The sequence below is a fragment of the Deinococcus puniceus genome, from assembly GCF_001644565.1.
GTDB classification, from domain to species: Bacteria; Deinococcota; Deinococci; order Deinococcales; family Deinococcaceae; genus Deinococcus; species Deinococcus puniceus.
In genome coordinates, this window is sequence record NZ_CP011387.1 from 2,783,476 (window position 1) to 2,804,470 (window position 20,995).

General features: G+C 62.8%; 16 protein-coding genes. 10 read left to right on the forward strand and 6 right to left on the reverse strand.

Annotated features, from left to right (window positions below):
* Nucleotides 1-56 precede the first annotated feature (56 nt).
* The 6 genes from SU48_RS12935 (at nt 57) to SU48_RS12960 (ending at nt 8,497) form a co-directional block, all read left to right on the forward strand.
* Nucleotides 57-611, forward strand: a complete 555-nt coding sequence (locus SU48_RS12935) for an SRPBCC family protein (protein WP_064015601.1) — start codon at nt 57-59, stop codon at nt 609-611.
* A 137-nt stretch (nt 612-748) separates the two neighbouring features.
* The gene (gnd, locus tag SU48_RS12940) at nt 749-1,828 is read left to right on the forward strand and encodes a phosphogluconate dehydrogenase (NAD(+)-dependent, decarboxylating) (RefSeq protein WP_064015602.1); all 1,080 of its coding nucleotides are present in this window, start codon (nt 749-751) and stop codon (nt 1,826-1,828) included.
* Nucleotides 1,829-2,010: 182 nt separating this feature from the next.
* On the forward strand, nt 2,011-3,543 hold the full coding sequence (gene zwf / locus SU48_RS12945; protein ID WP_231881724.1) for a glucose-6-phosphate dehydrogenase: 1,533 nt from the start codon (nt 2,011-2,013) through the stop codon (nt 3,541-3,543).
* A gap of 175 nt (nt 3,544-3,718) precedes the next feature.
* On the forward strand, nt 3,719-4,663 hold the full coding sequence (locus tag SU48_RS12950) for a glucose-6-phosphate dehydrogenase assembly protein OpcA (protein ID WP_064015604.1): 945 nt from the start codon (nt 3,719-3,721) through the stop codon (nt 4,661-4,663).
* Between the two features lie 175 nt (nt 4,664-4,838).
* Nucleotides 4,839-5,510: a 6-phosphogluconolactonase gene (gene pgl / locus SU48_RS12955; protein ID WP_064015605.1), complete on the forward strand. Its 672-nt coding sequence runs from the start codon at nt 4,839-4,841 to the stop codon at nt 5,508-5,510.
* A 206-nt stretch (nt 5,511-5,716) separates the two neighbouring features.
* A complete protein-coding gene (locus SU48_RS12960) occupies nt 5,717-8,497 on the forward strand; it encodes a M16 family metallopeptidase (RefSeq protein WP_064015606.1) in 2,781 nt (926 codons plus the stop codon).
* 97 nt (nt 8,498-8,594) lie between these two features.
* Here the strand turns inward: SU48_RS12960 and SU48_RS12965 are convergent, their stop codons facing one another.
* From SU48_RS12965 to minD, 3 genes are all read right to left on the reverse strand, one after another.
* Complete coding sequence (locus SU48_RS12965; RefSeq protein ID WP_064015607.1) at nt 8,595-9,662, reverse strand: FtsW/RodA/SpoVE family cell cycle protein; 1,068 nt, start codon at nt 9,660-9,662, stop codon at nt 8,595-8,597.
* A gap of 114 nt (nt 9,663-9,776) precedes the next feature.
* The gene (gene minE / locus SU48_RS12970; RefSeq protein WP_064015608.1) at nt 9,777-10,037 is read right to left on the reverse strand and encodes a cell division topological specificity factor MinE; all 261 of its coding nucleotides are present in this window, start codon (nt 10,035-10,037) and stop codon (nt 9,777-9,779) included.
* A 1-nt stretch (nt 10,038) separates the two neighbouring features.
* Nucleotides 10,039-10,839, reverse strand: coding sequence for a septum site-determining protein MinD (gene minD / locus SU48_RS12975; RefSeq protein WP_064015609.1), 801 nt, complete (start codon nt 10,837-10,839; stop codon nt 10,039-10,041).
* Nucleotides 10,840-11,115: 276 nt separating this feature from the next.
* Between minD and rimO the strand changes: the two genes are divergently transcribed.
* On the forward strand, nt 11,116-12,618 hold the full coding sequence (rimO, locus tag SU48_RS12985) for a 30S ribosomal protein S12 methylthiotransferase RimO (protein ID WP_064015611.1): 1,503 nt from the start codon (nt 11,116-11,118) through the stop codon (nt 12,616-12,618).
* A 113-nt stretch (nt 12,619-12,731) separates the two neighbouring features.
* On the opposite strand, the gene SU48_RS12990 is transcribed toward rimO, so the two are convergent.
* On the reverse strand, nt 12,732-13,724 hold the full coding sequence (locus SU48_RS12990) for an RIO1 family regulatory kinase/ATPase domain-containing protein (RefSeq protein WP_064015612.1): 993 nt from the start codon (nt 13,722-13,724) through the stop codon (nt 12,732-12,734).
* Nucleotides 13,725-14,120: 396 nt separating this feature from the next.
* Between SU48_RS12990 and SU48_RS12995 the strand changes: the two genes are divergently transcribed.
* Complete coding sequence (locus SU48_RS12995) at nt 14,121-16,052, forward strand: right-handed parallel beta-helix repeat-containing protein (protein ID WP_064015613.1); 1,932 nt, start codon at nt 14,121-14,123, stop codon at nt 16,050-16,052.
* Between the two features lie 76 nt (nt 16,053-16,128).
* Here the strand turns inward: SU48_RS12995 and SU48_RS13000 are convergent, their stop codons facing one another.
* A complete protein-coding gene (locus tag SU48_RS13000) occupies nt 16,129-17,106 on the reverse strand; it encodes an ABC transporter substrate-binding protein (RefSeq protein WP_064015614.1) in 978 nt (325 codons plus the stop codon).
* A 121-nt stretch (nt 17,107-17,227) separates the two neighbouring features.
* Here SU48_RS13000 and SU48_RS13005 point away from each other — a divergent pair, with 121 nt between their 5' ends.
* Both SU48_RS13005 and SU48_RS13010 read left to right on the forward strand, forming a co-directional pair.
* Nucleotides 17,228-17,431, forward strand: coding sequence for a hypothetical protein (locus SU48_RS13005; RefSeq protein ID WP_064015615.1), 204 nt, complete (start codon nt 17,228-17,230; stop codon nt 17,429-17,431).
* Between the two features lie 136 nt (nt 17,432-17,567).
* A complete protein-coding gene (locus tag SU48_RS13010; RefSeq protein ID WP_064015616.1) occupies nt 17,568-18,584 on the forward strand; it encodes a hypothetical protein in 1,017 nt (338 codons plus the stop codon).
* Between the two features lie 228 nt (nt 18,585-18,812).
* Here the strand turns inward: SU48_RS13010 and SU48_RS13015 are convergent, their stop codons facing one another.
* Nucleotides 18,813-20,816 (reverse strand): S9 family peptidase, encoded by a 2,004-nt coding sequence (locus SU48_RS13015; protein WP_064015617.1) that lies wholly within the window; start codon nt 20,814-20,816, stop codon nt 18,813-18,815.
* Nucleotides 20,817-20,995 lie beyond the last annotated feature (179 nt).

Consider the following 20,995-nt stretch of genomic DNA (forward strand, 5'->3'; position numbering starts at 1 on the left):
CTCCCCTAACCGACGACCCCGCTTTCTCGCCTCCCCGCGCTACAGTGGGGCCAGTCATGTCGGAAACCATCAGTATCAAACAAAATATCGTGGTCAGGGCGCGCCCGGACGTGCTGTACCGCCTCGCGCTGGAGCCCAAGCGGCGCGTCAAATGGGATCCGAACCTCACCAAAGCGGAGTATTCGGAACCCGACGCCCGCCTGACCAACAACGTGCTGGTGCGCTTCAAGTTCTCGCGGCGCTTGTTGGGGCTGGGATTTACCGCCAAATACGGCCAGTTGCAGGCCCCGCAGCGGGGCGGCTGGGAAAGCGTGCGGAACGTGGGGCCGCTGGAAAAACTGACGCAGGGCTGGACATTTAAAGCCACGCCCGGCGGCACCGAAGTCACCCTGACCCTGAACGGGCGGGTGCGCTACAAGTGGATCAAGACGCCTGTAGAACGCATGCTGAACAACATGGTCGTGTCTACCCTACTGGCGTTGCAGCGCACCGTGGACGCGCAGGGCGCACAACTGATGGAAGACGTGGGCCGCGACATGCAAAAGAAACAAGAAGAGGAACGTAAAGCGCTGAAAGAGGCGCAGAAAGCCGCCCGCAAGCGCAAGAAATAAAACCTACCCGCCTCTTGAGGCCAACTCACTTGATTAAGCGACTCTCTATCCGGCAAGGCCCCCCGTCCTGAAGCCCGCGTATATTGCCTGACAGTGATGGCACGCGGGCTGGAAGCCGCTGTGTGCCGGGAGGTCGCATGAAAATAGGCATGATCGGTCTGGGAAAAATGGGCGGCAACATGGTGCTGCGCCTCACGCAAGGTGGTCAACAGGTGGTGGGCTATGACCGCACCGAGGCGAACGTCGCCAACATCGAGGCGCACGGCGCTCAGGGTGCACGCAGCATGGACGAACTGATTGCCGCGCTGGGCGAGCCGGGATCGCGGGCCGTGTGGATGATGGTTCCGGCAGGCCAGATCACGCAGGCGGTCATCGACGATCTGGCGGGCCGACTGGCTCCCGGCGACATCATCATCGACGGCGGCAACTCCAACTTTAAGGATTCTAAGCGCCGCGCCGAGGAACTGGCCCCCAAAGGCATCGAGTTCGTGGATGTGGGCACGTCGGGCGGAATCTGGGGCCTGAAAGAAGGCTACGCCATGATGATGGGCGGCACCGTGGAGGCCATCGAGCGCCTGCGGCCCATCTTCGAAGTCCTCGCGCCTGCGCCGGATCGGGGCTGGGGCCGCATGGGGCCGTCCGGGTCAGGGCATTACGTGAAAATGGTTCACAACGGCATCGAGTACGGCATGATGCAGGCCTATGCCGAGGGCTTCGAGATGCTGGGGGCCAAAGAGGAATTCGGGCTGGACTTGGCCCAGATTGCCGAACTGTGGCGGCACGGCAGCGTGGTTCGCAGTTGGCTGCTTGACCTGACCGCCGAAGCCCTGCAAAGCGACGCTTCCTTCCATGACCTCTCCGATTACGTGGCCGACAGTGGCGAGGGCCGCTGGACGATCATCGATTCCATCGAACTGGGCATTCCCACGCCAGTCATCACCCTCAGTACCCAGATGCGCTTCCGCAGCCAACAGGAAGTGAGCTACGCGGGCCAGATGCTGTCGGCCATGCGCCGCGCCTTTGGTGGGCACGCCGTGAAAAAGCTGGAAGTGGGCAAACAGGAAAGCGTGGTGCCCAGCGTGAAGGCCGGGGAACACCCCAGCGCCGCTGCCCCGCAGAACATCTCGAACAAACCCACCCTGCCCGACGACGGCAGCGTGCGTGAAGCGCAGGAACTGGGCGAGGCAGGCCAGCAGCGCGTGAAGGACGAGGCGTGACCCGAAAAACGAAAGCGGCAGAGCAACCAGAACAGCCTGCGCCGAAAGCCAAAGCCGCAGCGAAGGCAGAGAAGGCAACCCCTCCAGCGACCAAGACTTCTACTTCCAAACCTTCTGCGGCCAAAAAAGCCGCGCCAGCCGACAAGAAGCCCCGCAAGACCCGCGCCCGCACGCCCAGCGACATCGGCGCAGAAGGCCAGAACCCCTTCCGGGCCATGATGCGCCGCAGCCGCGCCCCCGAACCTGCCACGCTGGTGATTTTTGGCGTCACAGGCGACCTCGCCAAGCGCAAACTCTTGCCCGCCGTGTTCGGGCTGTGGCAAGACGGCCTGCTGGGCAGCGCCTTCAATATCGTGGGCGTGGGCCGTCAGGACATGACCGACGAAGCGTTCAAGGACTTTGCGATAGAAGCGCTGAAAAGCAGCAAGGAAACCGACGCGATTCAGCCCGGCAACTTGGAGAAGTTCCGCGAACTCTTGTACTACGAGTTCGGAGACTTCGCGGGCGACGACGTGTACGACCTCGTGGGCAAAGAGCTTGACCGCGCCGAAGAAGCGCACGGCGGACGCAAGAACGCGCTGTTTTATCTGTCCACGCCTCCCAGTTTGTTCGAGCCGATCAGCAACGGTCTGGGGCGCTTGGGGCTGGCCGACGAATCGGAGGGGTGGCGGCGCATCGTCATCGAGAAGCCGTTCGGCCACGACTTGGGCAGCGCCCGCGCCCTGAACGACGCCATTCACAAAGTCTGGGACGAGTCTCAGGTGTACCGCATCGACCATTATCTGGGCAAAGAAACGGTGCAAAACCTGATGGCGATCCGCTTCGGCAACGCCATTTTCGAGCCGATCTGGAACCGGGGCTACGTGGATCATGTGCAGATCACGGCCTCCGAGGACTTGGGCTTGGAAGGCCGCGCCGGATACTACGAGGAAGCGGGCGTGGTGCGCGACATGCTGCAAAACCACCTGATGCAGCTGTTTGCCTTGACCGCCATGGAAGCGCCCGCCGCCTTCGATGCCGACGCCATTCGGGACGAGAAAACCAAAGTGCTCCGGGCCGTCAAGCCCATTCCCAAAAGCCGCGTGAAAGAGGTGGCGGTGCGCGGGCAGTACGGCCCCGGCACCATGTACGGCGAAAAAGTGACCGGTTACCGCGAGGAACCCAACGTGCGCCCTGGCAGCGCCACGCCGACGTATGTCGCCGTAAAACTAGAAGTGGACAACTGGCGCTGGCAGGGCGTGCCCTTCTTCCTCCGCACGGGCAAACGCTTGCCCAAAAAAGTCACCGAAATTGCCGTGGTGTTCAAGCGCCCGCCGCTGGGCATCTTTCCGGGTGGCCTAGAGCGCAACGTGCTGGCCTTCCGCATTCAGCCCGACGAAGGCGTGAGCCTCAAGTTTTCTTCCAAGATGCCAGGGCAGGAGATGGTGCTGCGCGAAGTAGTCATGGACTTCCGCTACGACGCCTTCGGTGCACAACTGGAAAGCCCCTACAGCCGCCTGATTCTGGACGCGCTGCTGGGCGACGCCACCCTCTTTCCGCGTGAAGACGAGGTGGATCATGCGTGGCAGATCGTGTCGGGCATTTTGGAAATGTGGGACACCAAGCCCGGACAGCCGGATCACGCGCCCGAATTCCCCAATTACACCAGTGGCACGTGGGGGCCGGACGCCGCCGATACGTTGATCGGCCCGGATCGGCGTTGGCGGCGGCTGTGATTGGGGCTGGGATGGGAACGGAGATTCTGGGGGCTTGGTCTAAGGGTCTAGGGTTTAAAGGTCTAAGGTCAGAAGATTTGGGATGTAGGGGGTTAGCTGTTCTTAGACCCTTCGACTCTTCGACCCTTAGACTCTCCGCCGCCCAACCGTCATGCCCCTCCACTGGAGGCACGCCATGACCTACGCCACCGACCTGAAAGCCATTGGCCCTGCCGATACCACCGTGCGTCACGCCCAGTTGGCGCTGGATGAACTGTGGGGGCAAACTCAGGTGGAAACGCGGGCCTACACAGGAAATATCGTGGCCCTGACGGTGAAAAAGCACTTGGGGCGCGTCGAGGAAGCGTTGGCCGGACTGGAAGGCCGCTACGCCGGACGCCAGATTATCGGCGTGATGGACGGCACCGAAGACGTGGTAGTACACGCGACGCTGGTGCCGCAACCGGGCGGCCTGTACGTGGAGCGCCTGATTCTGAATGCCAGCGCCGAGCAGCTTCAGGGCGCGATTTTGCCGTTGCTGCGGCCTGCCACCGTGAACCATATCTGGTGGGGCGCAGACTCCCGGCCCACTGGCCCGCTGCTGGCCGAACTGACCGATATTGCCGATCAGGTCATTGCCGACAGCCTGACGCTGGATATTCCGCCTGCCCGGCACTACGCGCTGGCTGATCTGGGCTGGAGCCGCAGCGCGGGCTGGCGTGAGGCGCTGGCACAGGTCTTCGATTCCACGGATGCGGCCCGCCAACTGCCGCGTATAGACCGCCTGACCGTGCGCTATTCGGGCAGCAAAGACCTTCCAGCCCGCCTGTTCGCCGGATTTATCGCCGACACGCTGGGCTGGAAAAACATGAACGACATAGAACTGAAACGCTCGCGCTGCCACCGCGAAAACGGTGACTTGTGCGGCGTAGAACTGAGCGGCGACGGCGTGCGCTTTGGCCTGAACGCCGAGGACGGCGACCTGACCCGCGTGGAGTGCCACTGGGACGACATGAGCCGCGTGACCGAAGTGAACGTGCCGCAGATGAGCCTCGCCGAAGGACTGGCCCGCGTGATGGCCCGCCCCGAACGCGGCGAAAGCTTCGAGCGGGCGTGGAAGCTGGCGAAAGCGAGTTTGTAGGAAACAGTGAGTGGAATACGCACTAGAGAATCTAGGTTTTCGCTCCCTCTCCCTTGAGGGGGGAGGGCTGGGGAGGGGGTGAGTGAGCGCAGCGATTGCCCTGTTGTGAGCGACGTACCCAATTCACTATCAACGTAAAACACGCCCTTACTCTTCTGCTTTTGGCGGTGCAACCATGAATATCCGAACCTTCCCCACGCCCGAACTGACTGCTGCCGCCGCTGCCGAAGCCTTTGCCCAAACTGCACGGGCGGCGGTGCGGGATCGGGGCGCGTTCCATGTGGCCTTATCGGGTGGCAGCACGCCCAAGCTGATGTACAAAGTGCTGCGCGACATGCCGGAAATGCCTTGGCAATCCGTACATATCTATTTCAGCGATGAGCGCAGCGTGGGGCCAGACAGCCCGGACAGCAACTACCGTTTGGCGCAGGATGAACTGCTGAATCATGTGCCCGTGCCCCCCGCGCAGGTTCACCGCATGGCGGGCGAGGTGGAACCGCTGGAAACGGCGGCTAAGGCTTATGCCGCGCTGCTGCCTGCCCAACTGGACGCCGTGCTGCTGGGCATGGGCGACGACGGACACACCGCCAGCCTGTTCCCCGGCACTGCCGCGCTGAATGCGGGCGGGCGCGTGGCCGCCAATTTCGTGCCTCGTCTGGACACGGGCCGCCTGACCTTCACTTTTGCCGAAATTAATGCCGCCCGCGAATGCTGGATTCTGGTCACGGGTGCAGGCAAGGCGGGTGTGTTGCGTCAGGTGCAGCGAGGCGAAGGCGGCCACCCCATCGCAGGCGTCAGGGACGCGGTGTGGTTTATAGACGCGGCGGCGGGGGCAGAGTTGCAATAGGCCTAAACGGTTGGCCCTCCTCACCGCTCAATCCAACTCAACCCTAAGAAGGCCGCTTCCCCAGCGGTCTTTTTTCTATCCGAACCGGATGCACGGCACCTAAACGCTCAGTCATTTTTCACGTTTGGAGGCGCTAGTGTAGCCGCAGTTCTGTATGTTGGAACCTGTACCCGAACTCAACTTTCCCCCCATTCTCCGGAGGCTCTATGCGCGTTCCTACCCTGCCCGCCACCCTCGCTCTGACCCTTGCCCTCAGCTTCGGTGCTGTGTCTTCTGGTCAAACCGCTGCCCCCACACCCGCCCCCGCTGCTGTGGCCGCGCTGCAACTCCCGGCGGGTGTCTCCTTTGTTTCCGAAGTAGAGGGCATCCGTGAATACCGCCTCCGCAACGGCCTGCGCGTGCTGCTGTTTCCCGACAACTCTCAGCAGACCTTTACGCTGAACGTGACGTATCTGGTGGGCAGCCGCCACGAAAGCTACGGCGAAACTGGAATGGCGCACCTGCTAGAACACATGGTGTTTAAGGGAACCCCCACCAGCGGCAACATTTTGGAGGGGCTAGGCAAGCGCGGGGCCGACTTTAACGGCACCACCAGCGAAGACCGCACCAACTACTTTGAAACCATGACCAACACCGGAGACAATCTGGAATGGGCCATCCGGATGGAAGCAGACCGGATGGTGAACTCCAAGATTGCCGCCGAAGACCTGAAAACAGAGATGCCTGTGGTTCGCAACGAGTTCGAGTCGGGCGAAAACAGCGCGTTTGGGCTGCTGTACAAGCGGGTGCGCTCGGTGGCCTACGACTGGCACAACTACGGCAATACCGCTATCGGCAACCGCAGCGATGTAGAAAATGTGCCGATTGGGGCGTTGCAAGCTTTTTACCGCAAGTATTACCAGCCCGACAATGCGGTGGTGACGCTGGCAGGCAACTTCGACGCACAGGCCACGCTGAACCTGATGGTGCAGACCTTCGGGCAGATTCGCCGCCCATTTCGCAGCCTGCCCGCGCTGTACACCGAAGAAACCCCGCAAGACGGCGAACGCAGCCTGACCGTGCGGCGTGTGGGCGACGAGCAGATCGCGCTGGCCTCCTACCACATGCCCAGCGTGCGCCATCCCGACATGCCCGCGCTGCTGGTACTGGACGAAATTCTGGCGAACGAACCCGCCGGACGCCTGTACGCCGCGTTGGTGCAGTCCAAGCAGGCCACCGCCATCGGCAGCCTGACCAACAGCGCCAGCGACCCCGGCCTGCTGATGTACGGCGTGGTGCTGGGCAAAGAAGACGATATGGCTAAAGCTCAGGCGACCCTGCTGACCACGCTGGAAAGTGCCGCCAAGACGCCCTTTACCGAAGAAGACGTGACCCGCGTGAGAACCCGTGTGGCGTCGGGCTTCGAGCAACTGTTGACCAAGCCCGAATCGGTGGGCGTGACCCTCAGTGAATACATTGCCGCCGGAGACTGGCGCTTGCTGTTCAAATTGCGCGACGACCTCGGCAAAGTCACGCCCGCCGACGTGCAGCGCGTGGCCGCCACCTATCTGAAGCCCACCAACCGCACCCTCGGCGTGTTTGTGCCCACCGCAGCGCCCGATAACGTGACGATTACCGCCGCCCCCAGCGCCGCCGAACTGCTGAAGGGCTATCAAGGCCGCGCCGCGATTGCCGCCGGAGAAACCATTGCGCCTGAACCCGCCGCCATCGAAGCCCGCGTGACCCGCGAGAAAATCGCGGTAGGGGCGGTGCAAGCAGAAGTGGCTCTGCTGCCCAAAAAGACACGCGGCGAACGGGTGGAATTCGTGCTGAGCGTGGATTTCGGCAACCCCGACACCGTAAAGGCTGACCGGGGAGCCGCCGACTTTATCGCGCCGCTGCTGACTCGCGGCAGCACGGGCCTCACGCGCCAGCAACTCAGCGACCAACTGGAAGCCACCAAAACGCAACTGAACGTGAGCGGCGACGCTACCGGAGTCAGCGTGAGCGTCAGCACAGACCGGGCCAACTTGCCGGGCGCTTTGGCACTGGTAAAGAAGGTGCTGCGCGAACCCGTGTTTCCGCAGGCCGACTTTGAAGAACTGAAAAAAGGCGCTGTAGACGGACTGGAATCCGGGCGCGGCGACCCACAAAGCGTGGCGAGTTTGGCGTTGGCGCGGGCCTTTATGCCTGCCGGAGCCAAACCCGGCGACCTTGGCTACGCGCCCACGCTGGACGAACAACTGGCCGACCTGAAAGCGGTGACGTTGGAGGGGGTGCAGGACTACTACCGCCGCGTGTGGGGAGCCGCCCGCATTCAAGTGTCGGCGGTGGGCGACTTCGACCCGCAAACCATTCGCGCCGCCGTGCCCGACATTCTGAACGGCTGGACGAGTGGCGTCCCGTATGCCCGCGTGATCACGCCTCTGGTCACGCCCGCCGCCCAAAATCTCGTGCTGAACGTACCCGACAAGGCCAACGCGATTTATCTGGCCCGCCTGAACTTCCCCCTGCGCGACGACCAGCCCGATTACGCCGCCCTCTTGGTTGCCATGCGCGTGTACGGCAGCGGCACCGATTCGCGCCTGTTCAACCGCCTGCGCCAACAAGACGGCCTCAGCTACGGCGCGGGCGGCAGCACCAGCGTCTCCTCGCGGGATGAAAAGGCCAGCTTTACGGCCTACGCGATCTTCAATCCGGAAGTGACGGCCAAAGTGGAAACGGCCATGCGCGAGGAGCTTGACCGCGCCCGCAAAGACGGCTTTACGGCCACCGAAATCGCCACCGCCAAAACCGCCCTGCTACAAGAAGCCCGCGTGGCCCGCAGCGCCGACAGGACGCTGGCCGGAAGCCTCGCCAACCAACTGGATTTGGGCCGCACCTACGCCTTCAGCGCCGAACTGGAAGCCAAAATCAGCGCCGTAACGCCCGAGCAGGCTACCGCCGCGCTGGTGAAGTACATAAATCCGGCCAATCTGGTGATCGTGCGGGCGGGGACGTTCAAGTAAGAGGTTCTGGCTAGGAGCCAAAAGCTCTGAACCGAAAAAGGACTGGACGGGAAGCTGAGTTTGCGCTTCCCGCCCAGTTTCTTGATCTTCTCTGGCTCTAAATCATGCCGCCGTGCCGGTCTCGGTAGATGACATACGCCAGCCCCAGCGTACTCAGCGTGCTGACCAGACTGCTGAGGCCGTAGCTGATCAGCGGCAGCGTGATTCCGGTCAGCGGCAGCACACTGAGGGCCGCACCCACATTTTCTATGACCTGAAATCCGATCTGGCCCAAGATGCCTGCAAAGAGAATCTGGTCTTGGAGCCGGGGCGCTTCCGCGGCCATGCCTGCCAGCCCCCAAAACAGCATGCCGTACAGCACCAACACGGCGAGGCCGCCCACCAAGCCCTGCTCTTCGGCCCACGTGCTGAAGGCGAAATCGGTGTGCGCTTCGGGCAAGAAGCCGTTGTGAGACTGCGAGCCTTCCTTGTACCCTTTGCCCTGCAAGCCGCCCGAGCCGACAGCAATCGTACTTTGAATGACCTGATACCCGGCCCCGCGTGGGTCTTGGTAGGGGTCTAGGAAAATGGTGAGGCGCTTTTGCTGATACGGCTCCAGCTTGGGGTACAGCACAGTGGGGAAGGCCACGCCCAGCGCCAAGACTGCCAAAACCGCGTGCCACCACGGAATACGAGCGGCCAGCATGATCACGCCGAACATGACGGCCAGCACCAACGCACCGCCAAAATCCTGAATGACCACGAGGCCGATGGCAGGCAGGAACACCGCCAGCGCAAAAGCATAGGTTTTAATGCCCTGATACCCGCTCCGCAGCACCACTGGCAGCATCAGGATCATGGCAAATTTCAGGATTTCCAGCGGCTGAAATTGCAGCGGCCCCAGCTCGATCCAGTTTTTCTGGCCGTTCACTTCTTTGCCGATCACGAAGGTGCTGGCCTGCATCAGCAGCGCGAGGCCGTACAGATACGGCGCGATGCGGTAAATGCGGTCACGCCCCGCCCACCACAGCAGCGCGATGGGCACGGCAGCCAGCGCCACGCCGATCAGTTGTTTGTTGAACACGCCGGGGGCCACGCGGGGAGCCAACGCCGCTGTACTCACTGTCAGCAGGCCCACCGCCAGCAGCGCCAGAATGATCACCGGAAAACGTAAGTCGTACTTCACGCCGAACCCTTAAAACACAAATGCCCCACCACAGTCTTAGCCGTCACCCCTACAGGCTAGGGCAAGGCGGGTGGACTGTATGTGAGGCTAAGGAGCGGGGTGTGAAAAAGTCTGTCAGCGCCCCCGGTTCGACGTATGCCCCGGCGCATTCTCGTCAATCGGAATGTTCGCCATCAGCACCACCATGTCGCCGCGCTGCTCTATTTCGATACTGCTGCTGCCCGTAGGAAAGTAGCGCTTCACGACTTCCAGCAGGTCTTGGCGCAGGGCGTCGACCTTGCCGGGCGGAATCTGGGCGCGGTCATAGGCCAGCACCAGCTCGAGGCGGTCTTTGAGGGTCTCTTTGGTGCGGCCCCGCTTCATCCATGAAAACATCTCACGCCCCCCCGAACAGACGCCGCCAGACCGACCAGAAGCCCCGGTCTTCTTCGAACTTGGGATACGGCACGTCTTCGCCTTTCATGCGGCGGGCGGTGTCCATAAACGCCTGCCCCGCCTTGGTTTTGCCCAGCACCGCAGGCTCCCCGACGTTGGTACTCACGATGATGCCCTCATCTTCCGGCACGATCCCGATGGGCTTGACGCCCAGAATGTCCAGAATATCGGCCTCGCTGAGCATGTTACCGCTGGCGACCATCTTGGGCCTCAGACGGTTAATCAGCAGGCGAATTTCGTTGACCTGTTGCGATTCCAAGAGGCCAATAATCCGGTCAGCGTCGCGCACGCTGGAGACTTCGGGGTTCACGACCACCAGCGCACCCTCGGCGGGGGCGGCAGCGGTGCGGAAGCCCGACTCGATTCCGGCGGGGCTGTCGATCAGCACACGGTCAAACTTCTCGTCTTCGATCAGGCCGCGCACCACCGTTTTAAACACTTCGGGGTCAAGGGCGTCCTTGTCGCGGGTCTGGGAGGCGGGCAGCAAGTACAGGTTCTCTACACGCTTGTCACGGATCAGGGCCTGACTCATGCGGCATTTGCCTTCCAGCACGTCGATGAGGTCAAAGACCACGCGGGACTCTAAGCCCATGACCACATCGAGGTTCCGTAGACCCACGTCCACGTCGATGACCACGACTTTTTCGCCCAATTTGGCAAGCGCCGCACCGATGTTGGCGGTGGTGGTGGTTTTGCCCACGCCCCCCTTCCCGGACGTGACCACGATGACCTTCGCATTCATATGCGGCGCAGTCTATCAACTGACTCGCCCGATTGGGTGACATGTCCCTCAGCCCGCCCGTGTGACCTGTCCATGTGACCTGTGTCCTTCTCCCCTACTCGTGCGCCCTGTATAATGCCGGGTTGAAGCCGCTGCATTTCAGCCACAGCGCCCCCAGTAATCGGGACAAGAACGGGCGTGGCGCGTGAGCGGGCGGGCATCAAGAGCATCAGGTCAAACAAACACAAGGCGGCGGGCGGCCCCAGCAGGAGCCAACGCACGGCGCGAGGAGAACACATGACGGCAACAACCCAGCGCCCCGCAGACAGTATGCTGATCGCCCCCAAAAAAGTAGGATTCATCAGCCTCGGCTGCCCCAAAGCCCTCGTGGACAGCGAGCGAATCTTGACCCAACTGCGGGCCGAAGGCTATGAAGTGGCCCCCAGCTACGAGGACGCGCACGCCGTGATCGTGAACACCTGCGGCTTTATTACGCCTGCCGTAGAGGAAAGCTTGAGCGCCATCGGTGAGGCGCTGGAAGCCACGGGCCGCGTGATCGTGACCGGATGCCTCGGCGAGCGCCCCGAAAAGATTCTGGAACGCCATCCCAAAGTGGCGGCCATTACGGGTTCGGAAGCCGTGGACGACGTGATGGAGCATGTGCGGCGGCTGCTGCCCATAGAAACCGACGCTTTCACGGGGCTGCTGCCCGTGGCCGCCCCCGGCATGCGCCCCGATGTGGCCGTGCCCTCCCGCGAGGACACCCGTCACGGCGACGTGTTCGCCCCCAGCGTGCGCCTGACGCCCCGGCATTACGCCTACGTGAAAATTGCCGAGGGCTGTAATCACACTTGCTCGTTTTGCATCATTCCCAAATTGCGCGGCCTGCAAGTCAGCCGGGATGCGGGCGCGGTGCTGTACGAGGCCTTCCGCTTGGTGGCGGGCGGTACCAAAGAACTGATGGTGATTTCGCAGGACACCTCGGCTTATGGCGTAGACGTGCGCCACCGCGAGAGCGAATTTCAGGGCGAGCAAGTGCGTGCCCACCTGACCGACCTGGCCGTGAAACTGGGCGAAATGGGCGCGTGGGTGCGGATGCATTACGTGTACCCCTACCCCCACGTAGACCGGATCGTGGAACTGATGGCGCAGGGCAAAATCTTGCCTTACCTCGATATTCCCCTGCAACACGCTTCGCCCAAGATTCTGCGTTCTATGCGGCGTCCGGGTGCGGGCAAGCAACTGGAGACCATCCGGCGTTGGCGTGCCATCTGCCCGGAACTGGTCATCCGGTCTACCTTCATCGTGGGCTTTCCCGGCGAAACCGAAACCGAGTTTCAGGAGTTGTTGACCTTTTTGGAAGACGCCCGTTTAGACCGCGTGGGAGCCTTCCCCTACAGCGATGTGGACGAAGCCGACGCCAACAAACTGGAAGGCGCGGTGCCGCAGGCCGTGAAGGAAGCCCGCCTCGCCCGTTTTATGGAAGTCGCGCAGCGCATCAGTGCCGAAAAACTGGCCGAGAAAGTGGGCCGCGTGATGGACGTGATCATCGACGAATTTAATGATGACGAAGACGACGCCCCCGGCACCCGCCTGATTGGCCGCACCAAGGGCGACGCCCCCGGCATCGACGGTCAGGTGTATCTGTTTGCAGGCGAATTGGCCGGGCAACTCAAGATTGGCGACATCGTGAAGGCCCGCATCGAGGACAGCGACGAATACGACCTGTACGGCGAAGTGCTGGAGCGCCCGGAATGGAAGCCGAACGTGCCGCAGTTGGGCCACTTCGGCAAGCACTGATCGGGAAGCACTGAGACTCATGCACGGAGGCTGAGGTTCCGAGTAAGACCCCAGCCTGCTTCGCCGCTCCTAAAGTCCGTTCGTGTGGGCCAAGCCTGCGCGTGCCAGCTGAGTTAGGGCAGCACCAGACGCGGCGTCGGCGCAGGCCCCAGCGCCCGCTTCTGCACTTCTTTCAGGGTCGCTTCTCCGCTCGTCTGAATGCCGTGCCGTCGGAAGCTCATGCTCAGGCTGTCGGCGTCGCGGCGCAGCAGTTGGGCAAAGTTGGGATTTTGCCGGGTCGTAAGCTGCGGAAAGTCGATGATGACCACGGTTCCTTCCTCCTCGTTTTGAATCTTGGTGTTCGTCATGTCGGTGTGCTGCATGTCGTTCTCGTCTTCTTCGGCCTGCAACTCCGAATCGGCGTGCTGCGAATCCAGTTGCCACAGCAGGTTGTAGGTGCTGTAATCGCCGTGGACGTACCCCAGCCGGAGCAGATGCGCCATGCCGTTCAGGCTCTGTTCCCAAGCGCTGCGGGCTTGCGTGGGCGTCAGTACCGCGTCGCTGAGGCGGGGGGCGGGGGCGTCTTCGGTGCCGATCAGGCGCATCAGCACGGCGGGAGTGGTCTTTTCGTAATCGAAGGGCGACGGCCCCACGAGGGGTTCCGGCACGCTCAGGCCCGCATTCCACAGCTTCCAGAGGTGGGCGTATTCCGCCGTTACCCAGCCCATCTGCAACATCGCCAGCCCCTTCAGGCTGCGGCTCTGCATGGCTTTTCTGGCCCGTTCGTCCAGAATGGTCTGGCCTTCACGGTAAATGGCGTCATTTTTGAAGCTGCGTGCTTCCAGTTCCCGGTACAGCTTCACCAGAATGCTGCCGCGTGGGCCGCGTGCCACATACGCGGTGGCCTCTTTGCCGCTCTTCAATTCGGCCACGATCTCGGTGATGTGACCCAAGTCGGTCAGCCGTTTGATGATCTCGTCGGCCTCGCCCTCCGAGTCCTTTTTGAGCGTCGCCAGTTTGCGGCGGCCCAGTGGTTTCTTAACTTTGTGCTTCTCTTTGCGTTCCGGCCCGGTATCAAGGTCGTTCAGCTCGGTATCCAGCCAGTCTTGGCCGCCGCGCTGACTCATGGGTGGGCCTGCCGGGTGTTAAGGGGTCGGGCTTGGGCGTGCCGGGTTCTCAAAAGTTGGTGCTGCAAAATCACTCCAGTGGGCGGGGGCGAGGGTTCCTGTGGATTGGATCAGGGAATCAAAGATGTTGTCGGTCATGTTTGCAGCACCTCCTTTCGGTGTAACCCCACCGTAGCAGGTGCGGGGTGCCTCGGCCAAGACCACCCGGCAAGGTAAGCCATCACGCCTAGGCACGAATGCAGATTTGACCCTATTTGGCGTGCGGCTGTGGCGTGCATCTGCGGTAATGCGCCGGTCACGCTGCGGTCACTGCCTGTTTTGCACTCTGAAGCTACCTCCGGTTCGGGCGGGTGAAGGCCCCTCCGCCCGCCACACTGGGGGAATTGGGGGGAGTGTATGAAGCACAAGAAAGCCGTCCGAACCGCCGTTGCCGCCGTCTCTGTGTCGTTGCTGCTGGCCTCCTGCGGGGTGCTGCAAGAAATCGGAACACCCGTCATGACACTGAACGACAGTGGGGCAGGCAGCCTGCGCGAAGTATTGGCCGCCGCCGCGCCGGGCGACACGCTGCGACTGGTGGTGCCGGGAACCCTGACCCTCGGCAGCACGCTGGTCATCGACAAAAACATTACGCTGCTGGCCGACGGCGTGACCATTGATGCTGGGGGCAAGGGCCGGGCGCTGGACGTGGCGAGCGGCGCAACCGTGACCCTGAAGGGCGGGACGCTGCGGGGCGGGGACGGTTTGCCGCTAGTGGACGCTACGCCCCTCGCCACCCAACCTCTCGCCACAATCCCACCGAAAGTGGGCGGCGTGATTCTGAACCAGGGCACGCTCATTCTGGACGGCACAGTCATCACCGGGGGTAAGGCCGAACAGGGCGCGGGCGTATACGTCGGTCAGGGCGCGAGCCTCACCCTGAAATCGGGCAGTATCAGCGGCAACGAGGCCGTGCGGATCAACAATCAGAACGGCTACGGCGGCGGCGTGCTGGCCGACACGGGGTCTACGGTTCGCATCGAGGGCGGCGAGGTGGGCAACAACACGGCCTACAGCGGCGCGGGCATCGAAAGTTACGGCACGCTGGTCATTACGGGCGGCAAAATTATCGCCAATACAGCCAGCGTGTGGGGCGGTGGGCTGTGGTCGAGCGGCAGCGTCCGAATGGAAGGCGGCAGTATTGAGGGCAATACGGCAGGCTACTTGGGCGCGGGCGGCGTGGTGGACACAGGCGGTACATTTACGCTGATCAGCGGGAAAATCGTAGGCAATCAGGGCACTGGCCCGGCAGACCGAGTGAACCTGCGCGGCGGCAACGGCGGCGGCCTCAGCGTTTCGGGCACGCTGAACATGCAGGGCGGCGAAATCAGCGGCAACCGGGTGACCCTCTCGGGCGGCGGCGTGGGCCTCCTTGATGGTGGAAAGGCCACGTTCAGCGGTGGCAAGATCAGCGGCAACACTTCGGACTGGGTGGGGGGCGGCGTGCTGGTCAAGAGTGCGGCTGCCACCTTGTCCGGCAGCGAAATCAGCGGCAACCGGGCCGAATCGGGTGGCGGATTCACGGTTTCAGGCAAAGACGCCAAACTGACCATGACGGGCGGCAAAATCAATGCCAATGAGGTTGTCAAGGGGGCGGGCGGCGGCCTGAACGTGAATACCTCGGCCATCTTCAGTCTTGAAGCGGGCGAGATTGCGGGCAACACTGCCGAAAATGCAGGCGGCGGTGTATCGGTCAGCAGCCTGATGAATGTCAGCGGCGGCGTCATCAGCGGGAACAAAGTCACAGGAACGACGGACGGCGGCGGCGGTGTCCGGGTGCAGATCGGTGGCACCCTGAACCTGTCGGGCGGCGAGATTCGCGGTAATTCGGCGGTCAAAACGGGCGGCGGGGTCACGCTGAACGGCACCCTGAACATGACGGGCGGCAGCATCAGCGGCAACACCGTGACCAACCGCGCCACCGGGCAAGACTTGGGGGGCGGCGGTGGCGGCGTGCGTATGTATTCAGGGAGCAGCATGACGGCCAGCGGCGGCAGCATCAGCAACAACACGGCTTGGTATGGCGGCGGTGTCGAAACCAACGGTGCGTATCAGACCTCGCCCACGTCCACCTTTGTCTTGTCCGGGGCCACCATGAGCGGCAACAAGGCCGATGGCAACGTGGGCGGCGGCTTCTGGAACGATGGCAAACTGACCATGACCAGCGGCAGCGTCACCGGAAACTCGGCCCGCGACGGCGGAGGCGTGTTCAATACCAAAGTCGGGGTGTACAGCAAGACGGGCGGCACTATGAGCGGGAACACACCCAACGACGTGGTGCAAGGCCAGTAAATCTTGTTGTAGTCGAAAAGAGAGGGTGGCCCCAGCATCACGCCGAGGCCACCCTCTCTTTTCTTCATTCCCCCGTTTACCGAATGGTCTTGCTCACCAGCGTATTCGTGTAAAAGTCAGTGGCTTTGGCCCCGGCAGGCAGGTTGCCCTGCTTGATGAGGGCGGCCACCGCCTTGTTCCATGCGCTGGGGTCGCTGGCCCCGATGCCGTTGGTGCGGGTGTAAGCGCCCGTCATCAGGGGGGTGCTGGCCCGCAAAATGTCCAGCGTGCCGCCGCCTGCGCCAAAGGTGGGCTGGGCCAACCGGAAGGCGCGGGCGGGGTCGGTGACCGTGAATTTCAGGCCGCGCTGACTGGCCCGAACCACCTTGCGGGCCAAATCGGTTTTCAGGTTTTTGTCGGCAGTGATCAGCCCCACGCCCACCATCGGGTAGGCGGCGGTCACGTCGAGGGTGTACACGCGGGTTCCGGCAGAGCGCAACTGCACCACTTCGTTGTTGATGTACCCGGCGGCGGCGTCCACGCGCCCGGCCCGCACCGCGTCAAGCTGCGTAAAGCCGATGCTGGCCAGCTTCACGTCACTGCCTTCTTTCAGGCCCGCGCTGTCTATCAGGGCTTGCACGGCGTTGTAAGTACTCCCGAACGGGCCGGGAATGCCGAGCGTCTTGCCTTTCAGGTCGGCCACAGAGTTCAGCGGCTTGGTGCTAAATACGGTGACTGGAATCTTTTGGTACATCGCCATGATGTACTTGACCTGTGCGCCCTGATTGCGGGCAAACACGGCGTCTTCGGGGTCTCCTACGATAAAGTCGAGCTTGCCTTGCAGCAGCAGCGGCATCAATTCCGAAACAAAGCCGTGCTGATACTTCACATTCAGGCCTTCTGCCTTGAAGTACCCCAGCGTATCGGCCACATAGAACGGCGTGAACTGCACGTTGGGAATATAGCCGAGGCCGATGTTGACGGTGCGGGGCGCGGCTGTGGCCTGAGATGTGGTCTGGGCTGACGCCGACGCAGCGGCAAGCAGGGCGAGAGAGGTCAGCACGGCGCGTTTCATGAACCTGAGTATAAGACTGATCAACAATTCAACCCTGACGGAAGTCCCATATGGTGTGGATTGGCCTGTGCCTGCCGCCCACCGGGGCATTGATCTGTAGCCGATATGACAGGATTGGGGCATGGATCTAGAGTCTTGGAAACCGGATGACAACGCCCGGAGGCTGGCGACGCTGATCGGGTCGTTTGGCGGCGTATTCGCGTTTGTGGCGCTGTGGATGGGCCTGAGCCTGAACCCATTGCTGGCCTTGCTGTGCGGTGTGGGGATGGGACTCCTACTGTTCGCGCTGCTGCGGCCCCTCTTGCGGGCCGTGTTCCGGCGCTGAGGCCTTTAGCCTCCGGCTACACTCATTCAACACAACGGCAAAGGACGGCCCAACTGGTGTTAGACTGCGGGGTACGATCCACGCTTTTTCGCGCACGAACAGCGCAGGAAATAGCGCAGGAAAAAGGAGTATTCGCATGACCGACAGCAATGACCAGCGCATGGACGCCCCCCAAGACGGGCAGAATCCGGCACAGCAGCACGCAGAAAACAACACCGAGCACAATACCGAAGCGCAGGCCATGACCGCGCAGCCTAAGGCAGAGGAAACCCCCGCAGAACTGCGCGACATTCTGCCCCAGTTGGAAGGCGAACCCGACGAAGACCCCGTGCTGGACGCACAGGAAGAAGAAGCCGAGCGCGGCCTGAGTGCCGAGGGTGAAGGCGAGGAAGACGAAGAGGGCGAAGACGAGTATATTGACGCCGATGATTTGCTGGCCTTGCTGGGCGAGTTGAAGGAACTGCTGGAAGCGCAGGGCAAAGAACTGCGTGGCCTGCGCCGTGAAGTGCGCGAAATGCGTGAAGCGCAGGGTGCCCAGACCACCGGCTTCAAGCCCCGCGAAGACAAGCCCCGTGAGGAGCGTCCCCGCGAAGACCGTCCCCGTGAAGATCGTGGCGGCTATCAGGGCGGCGGAGACCGTGGTGGATTCCGGCCCGGTGGACAGGGCGGCTATCAGGGCGGCGGAGACCGTGGTGGATTCCGGCCCGGTGGACAGGGCGGCTATCAGGGCGGCGGAGACCGTGGCGGCAGCGGCGGCTTCCGTCCCCGCGATGACCGTGGTGGGCAAGGCGGCGGTGGCTATCAGGGCGGTGGAGACCGGGGCGGCAGCGGCGGCTTCCGTCCCCGCGATGACCGTGGCGGACAAGGCGGCGGCGGCTATCAGGGCGGTGGAGACCGTGGCGGCAGTGGCGGCTTCCGTCCCCGCGATGACCGTGGTGGACAAGGCGGCGGCTTCCGTCCCCGTGATGACCGGGGTGGACAAGGCGGCGGTGGCGGCTACCAAGGCAGCAACTTCCGTCCCCGTGAAGAGCGTGGCCCTTCCGCGCCCAGCGAATTTCGCCCCCGCGACGGCGGCGCTGATGCCAGCACGGATCGTCCCCGCGCCCGCCCTGACCGGGGCTGGGACAACAACAAACGCCGCGACGAAGACTAAACTCTTCTGAGCTGTACCAAGCGAGAGGGCCGGGATTGAGTTCCGGCCCTCGTTGCTATGGTATCGGGGGCTGTGTGTTGGAGTTGGGGCGGAGTTGCGGGGCGGCGTCTCCGGGTGCTGTGTCTAAGGGTCTAAAGGTCGAGGGTCTAAGGAAGGGCAAGGGCAAATGCTCTAGGCCTGCGCTGTCATCTGCTCTTAAGACCCTTTACCCTGAGACCAACCCCGCCTTCAGACGCCCTTCTCTGTTTCGCCCACCCCTAAATACCGATCCAACCAGCCCAGATACTCCTCTAGGCGCTGAATCCGGCGGTCTGGACGCCCGGAGCGGCTGAGTTCGTGGTTTTCGCCGGGAAACCGCACGAAGCGCACGGGCACGCCCAGTTGTGTCAGCGCGGCGTACCACTGCTCGGCCTGCTCCACGGGGCAGCGGTGATCCAGCACGCTATGCACGATCAGGGTGGGCGTCTGCACGTGTTCGGCAAATTTCAGGGGACTCATGGCCCAGAGTTGTTCGGCGTCGGCGCTGCGGTGGGCCTCTAGGCCCAATTCATCGTGCCAGAAGCGCAGGCCGATGTCCGATGTGCCGCTGAACGACACCAGATTGCAGATGCTGCGGTCTGTGATGGCGGCCCGGAAGCGGTGGGTGTGGCCCGTGATCCAGTTGGTCATGTAGCCGCCGTAACTGCCGCCCATGACCGCTGCATTCTGGCCGTCTAGGCGCGGGTGGGCGGCCAGCGCCGTATCGAAAAAGCCCAGCAGATCGTCCTGATCCACGCTGCCCCAGCGTCCGTAATTGCCACTAGACCACGCCTGCCCGTAGCCCACACTGCCGCGAGGATTGCTGTAGGCCACACCGTAACCACGCGCCGCCAACACCTGAAATTCGTGCATGAAGGCGTGACCGTAAGCGGTATGCGGCCCGCCGTGAATGCTGAGCAGGGCAGGCACGCGGGCTTCTCCACCGGGCAACAGCACCCAGCCTTCGCCCTCTCCGGCGTCGGTGGAAAACGTGACCCGTTCGGGCGTGCGGGCGGCAAACGGCAGGCGGGCGTGTAGGTCAGTCACGGCCACACCGTTCAATTCCACTTCCGGAAACCGGGTGGCACTTTCCCGAATCAGGGCGAGGCCGCCTCCTGCACTGGTAAACGCTGAAATCACGCCCTCGGATTGATGGTCTTGCGCCGTGACCGTGCCGTCCGGCCCTGCCCGGAACAGGCCGCAACTGCCCCCCACCGTACTCAGCACCAGCAGGGATTCGCCGTGCCAGACGGGGCGGGCGGGGAAAGCTCCCACGTGGCAGTCTCCACCCACGAGTGGCGCAACCGGGCAGTCCCACCCCGCATCCAGCCGCGCCCAAGTGCCGTCCGCGTGCAGCACGAACAGATGATCGTCTTCGGGGCTGCCCTTGCCCTCAGGCCGCCCGGTCACGGCCACACGCTGTCCGTCGCCGTGCGGGGCCAGTGCGGAAATCGAGGAATTCCAGCGCCCGAACTGCGCCACTTCGCCTGCCAGCGTCAGCGTAAACAGTTCTTGCTGCCACTGGCTGGCCGCCGTTTCACTGTTGCTGGAGGCGAACACCACGCCGCCCGAATGGGGCCACCACGCATAAGCGCCGATTTCCACGGCGGGCGCGTGCCACTCGGTCAATTCCGCTGCGGCCACGTCGTAGCGCCACAGGCAGGGGGGCGTTTCGGGCAGCCAGTCGCGGCCATTGAACCGGTAGCGGGGTTTGGTAATTATCCGGCCCTCTCCACGCTCGTCGCGCTTGTCCTCATCGTTGCCCAGACTCAGGAAGGTCAGGTATCGCCCGTCTGGACTCCACTGCACATCCTGTACACCTTGCCCCAAGTCCGTGACTCGCTGGGCCTCGCCGCCCGATAAGGGGAGCAGATACAGTTGCGCTTTTGCCCCGCTTGCTGCCCGCGTAAAGGCCAACGTCTTGCCGTCCGGCGACCAACGGGGCGAGGCGTCGTTGCCCTCTCCACGGGTCAAGAGTGTTGCTTGCCCGCCGTCCGAATGCCAAATCTGCGAGCGCAGGCGTGGTTTGGCGTGGGCCGGGTCAGGCTGGCGTGGGTCTTCTTCCTCGCTGCGGGTCAGCACGAAGGCCACCTGCTTGCCGCCGGGCGACACCTGCGGGTCGGAAGGAAAGTGCAGGGCCAGCAGCGAATCGGGCGACGCCGCAACAGCGTCAGTGCTTGAATTGGGCGAAATCACGCCCGCAGTCAAGCACATTCGGGCGGGCCAGAAAAGCGGGAACTTGCTGATGTCCTTTAAAGTCAAACCTCTTGACCCATCTTTGCAACCTTCAATGCAATTTGCCTAGAACACTTGCCTCTTCTGCTGAGCTTTCACATCTTTCGTCAGCTTCGGCTCAGAATTGAATTCGTCCACAACGCGCACAAATGTCGGGT

Excerpts from the sequence above, each read along its gene's own strand:
- SU48_RS12935 (WP_064015601.1), top strand. The coding sequence starts at position 57 with ATGTCGGAAACCATCAGTATCAAACAAAATATCGTGGTCAGGGCGCGC.
- gnd (WP_064015602.1), top strand. The coding sequence starts at position 749 with ATGAAAATAGGCATGATCGGTCTGGGAAAAATGGGCGGCAACATGGTG.
- SU48_RS12950 (WP_064015604.1), top strand. The coding sequence starts at position 3,719 with ATGACCTACGCCACCGACCTGAAAGCCATTGGCCCTGCCGATACCACC.
- pgl (WP_064015605.1), top strand. The coding sequence starts at position 4,839 with ATGAATATCCGAACCTTCCCCACGCCCGAACTGACTGCTGCCGCCGCT.
- SU48_RS12960 (WP_064015606.1), top strand. The coding sequence starts at position 5,717 with ATGCGCGTTCCTACCCTGCCCGCCACCCTCGCTCTGACCCTTGCCCTC.
- minE (WP_064015608.1), bottom strand. The coding sequence starts at position 10,037 with ATGTTTTCATGGATGAAGCGGGGCCGCACCAAAGAGACCCTCAAAGAC.
- minD (WP_064015609.1), bottom strand. The coding sequence starts at position 10,839 with ATGAATGCGAAGGTCATCGTGGTCACGTCCGGGAAGGGGGGCGTGGGC.
- rimO (WP_064015611.1), top strand. The coding sequence starts at position 11,116 with ATGACGGCAACAACCCAGCGCCCCGCAGACAGTATGCTGATCGCCCCC.
- SU48_RS12990 (WP_064015612.1), bottom strand. The coding sequence starts at position 13,724 with ATGAGTCAGCGCGGCGGCCAAGACTGGCTGGATACCGAGCTGAACGAC.
- SU48_RS12995 (WP_064015613.1), top strand. The coding sequence starts at position 14,121 with ATGAAGCACAAGAAAGCCGTCCGAACCGCCGTTGCCGCCGTCTCTGTG.
- SU48_RS13000 (WP_064015614.1), bottom strand. The coding sequence starts at position 17,106 with ATGAAACGCGCCGTGCTGACCTCTCTCGCCCTGCTTGCCGCTGCGTCG.
- SU48_RS13005 (WP_064015615.1), top strand. The coding sequence starts at position 17,228 with ATGGATCTAGAGTCTTGGAAACCGGATGACAACGCCCGGAGGCTGGCG.
- SU48_RS13010 (WP_064015616.1), top strand. The coding sequence starts at position 17,568 with ATGACCGACAGCAATGACCAGCGCATGGACGCCCCCCAAGACGGGCAG.
- SU48_RS13015 (WP_064015617.1), bottom strand. The coding sequence starts at position 20,816 with ATGTGCTTGACTGCGGGCGTGATTTCGCCCAATTCAAGCACTGACGCT.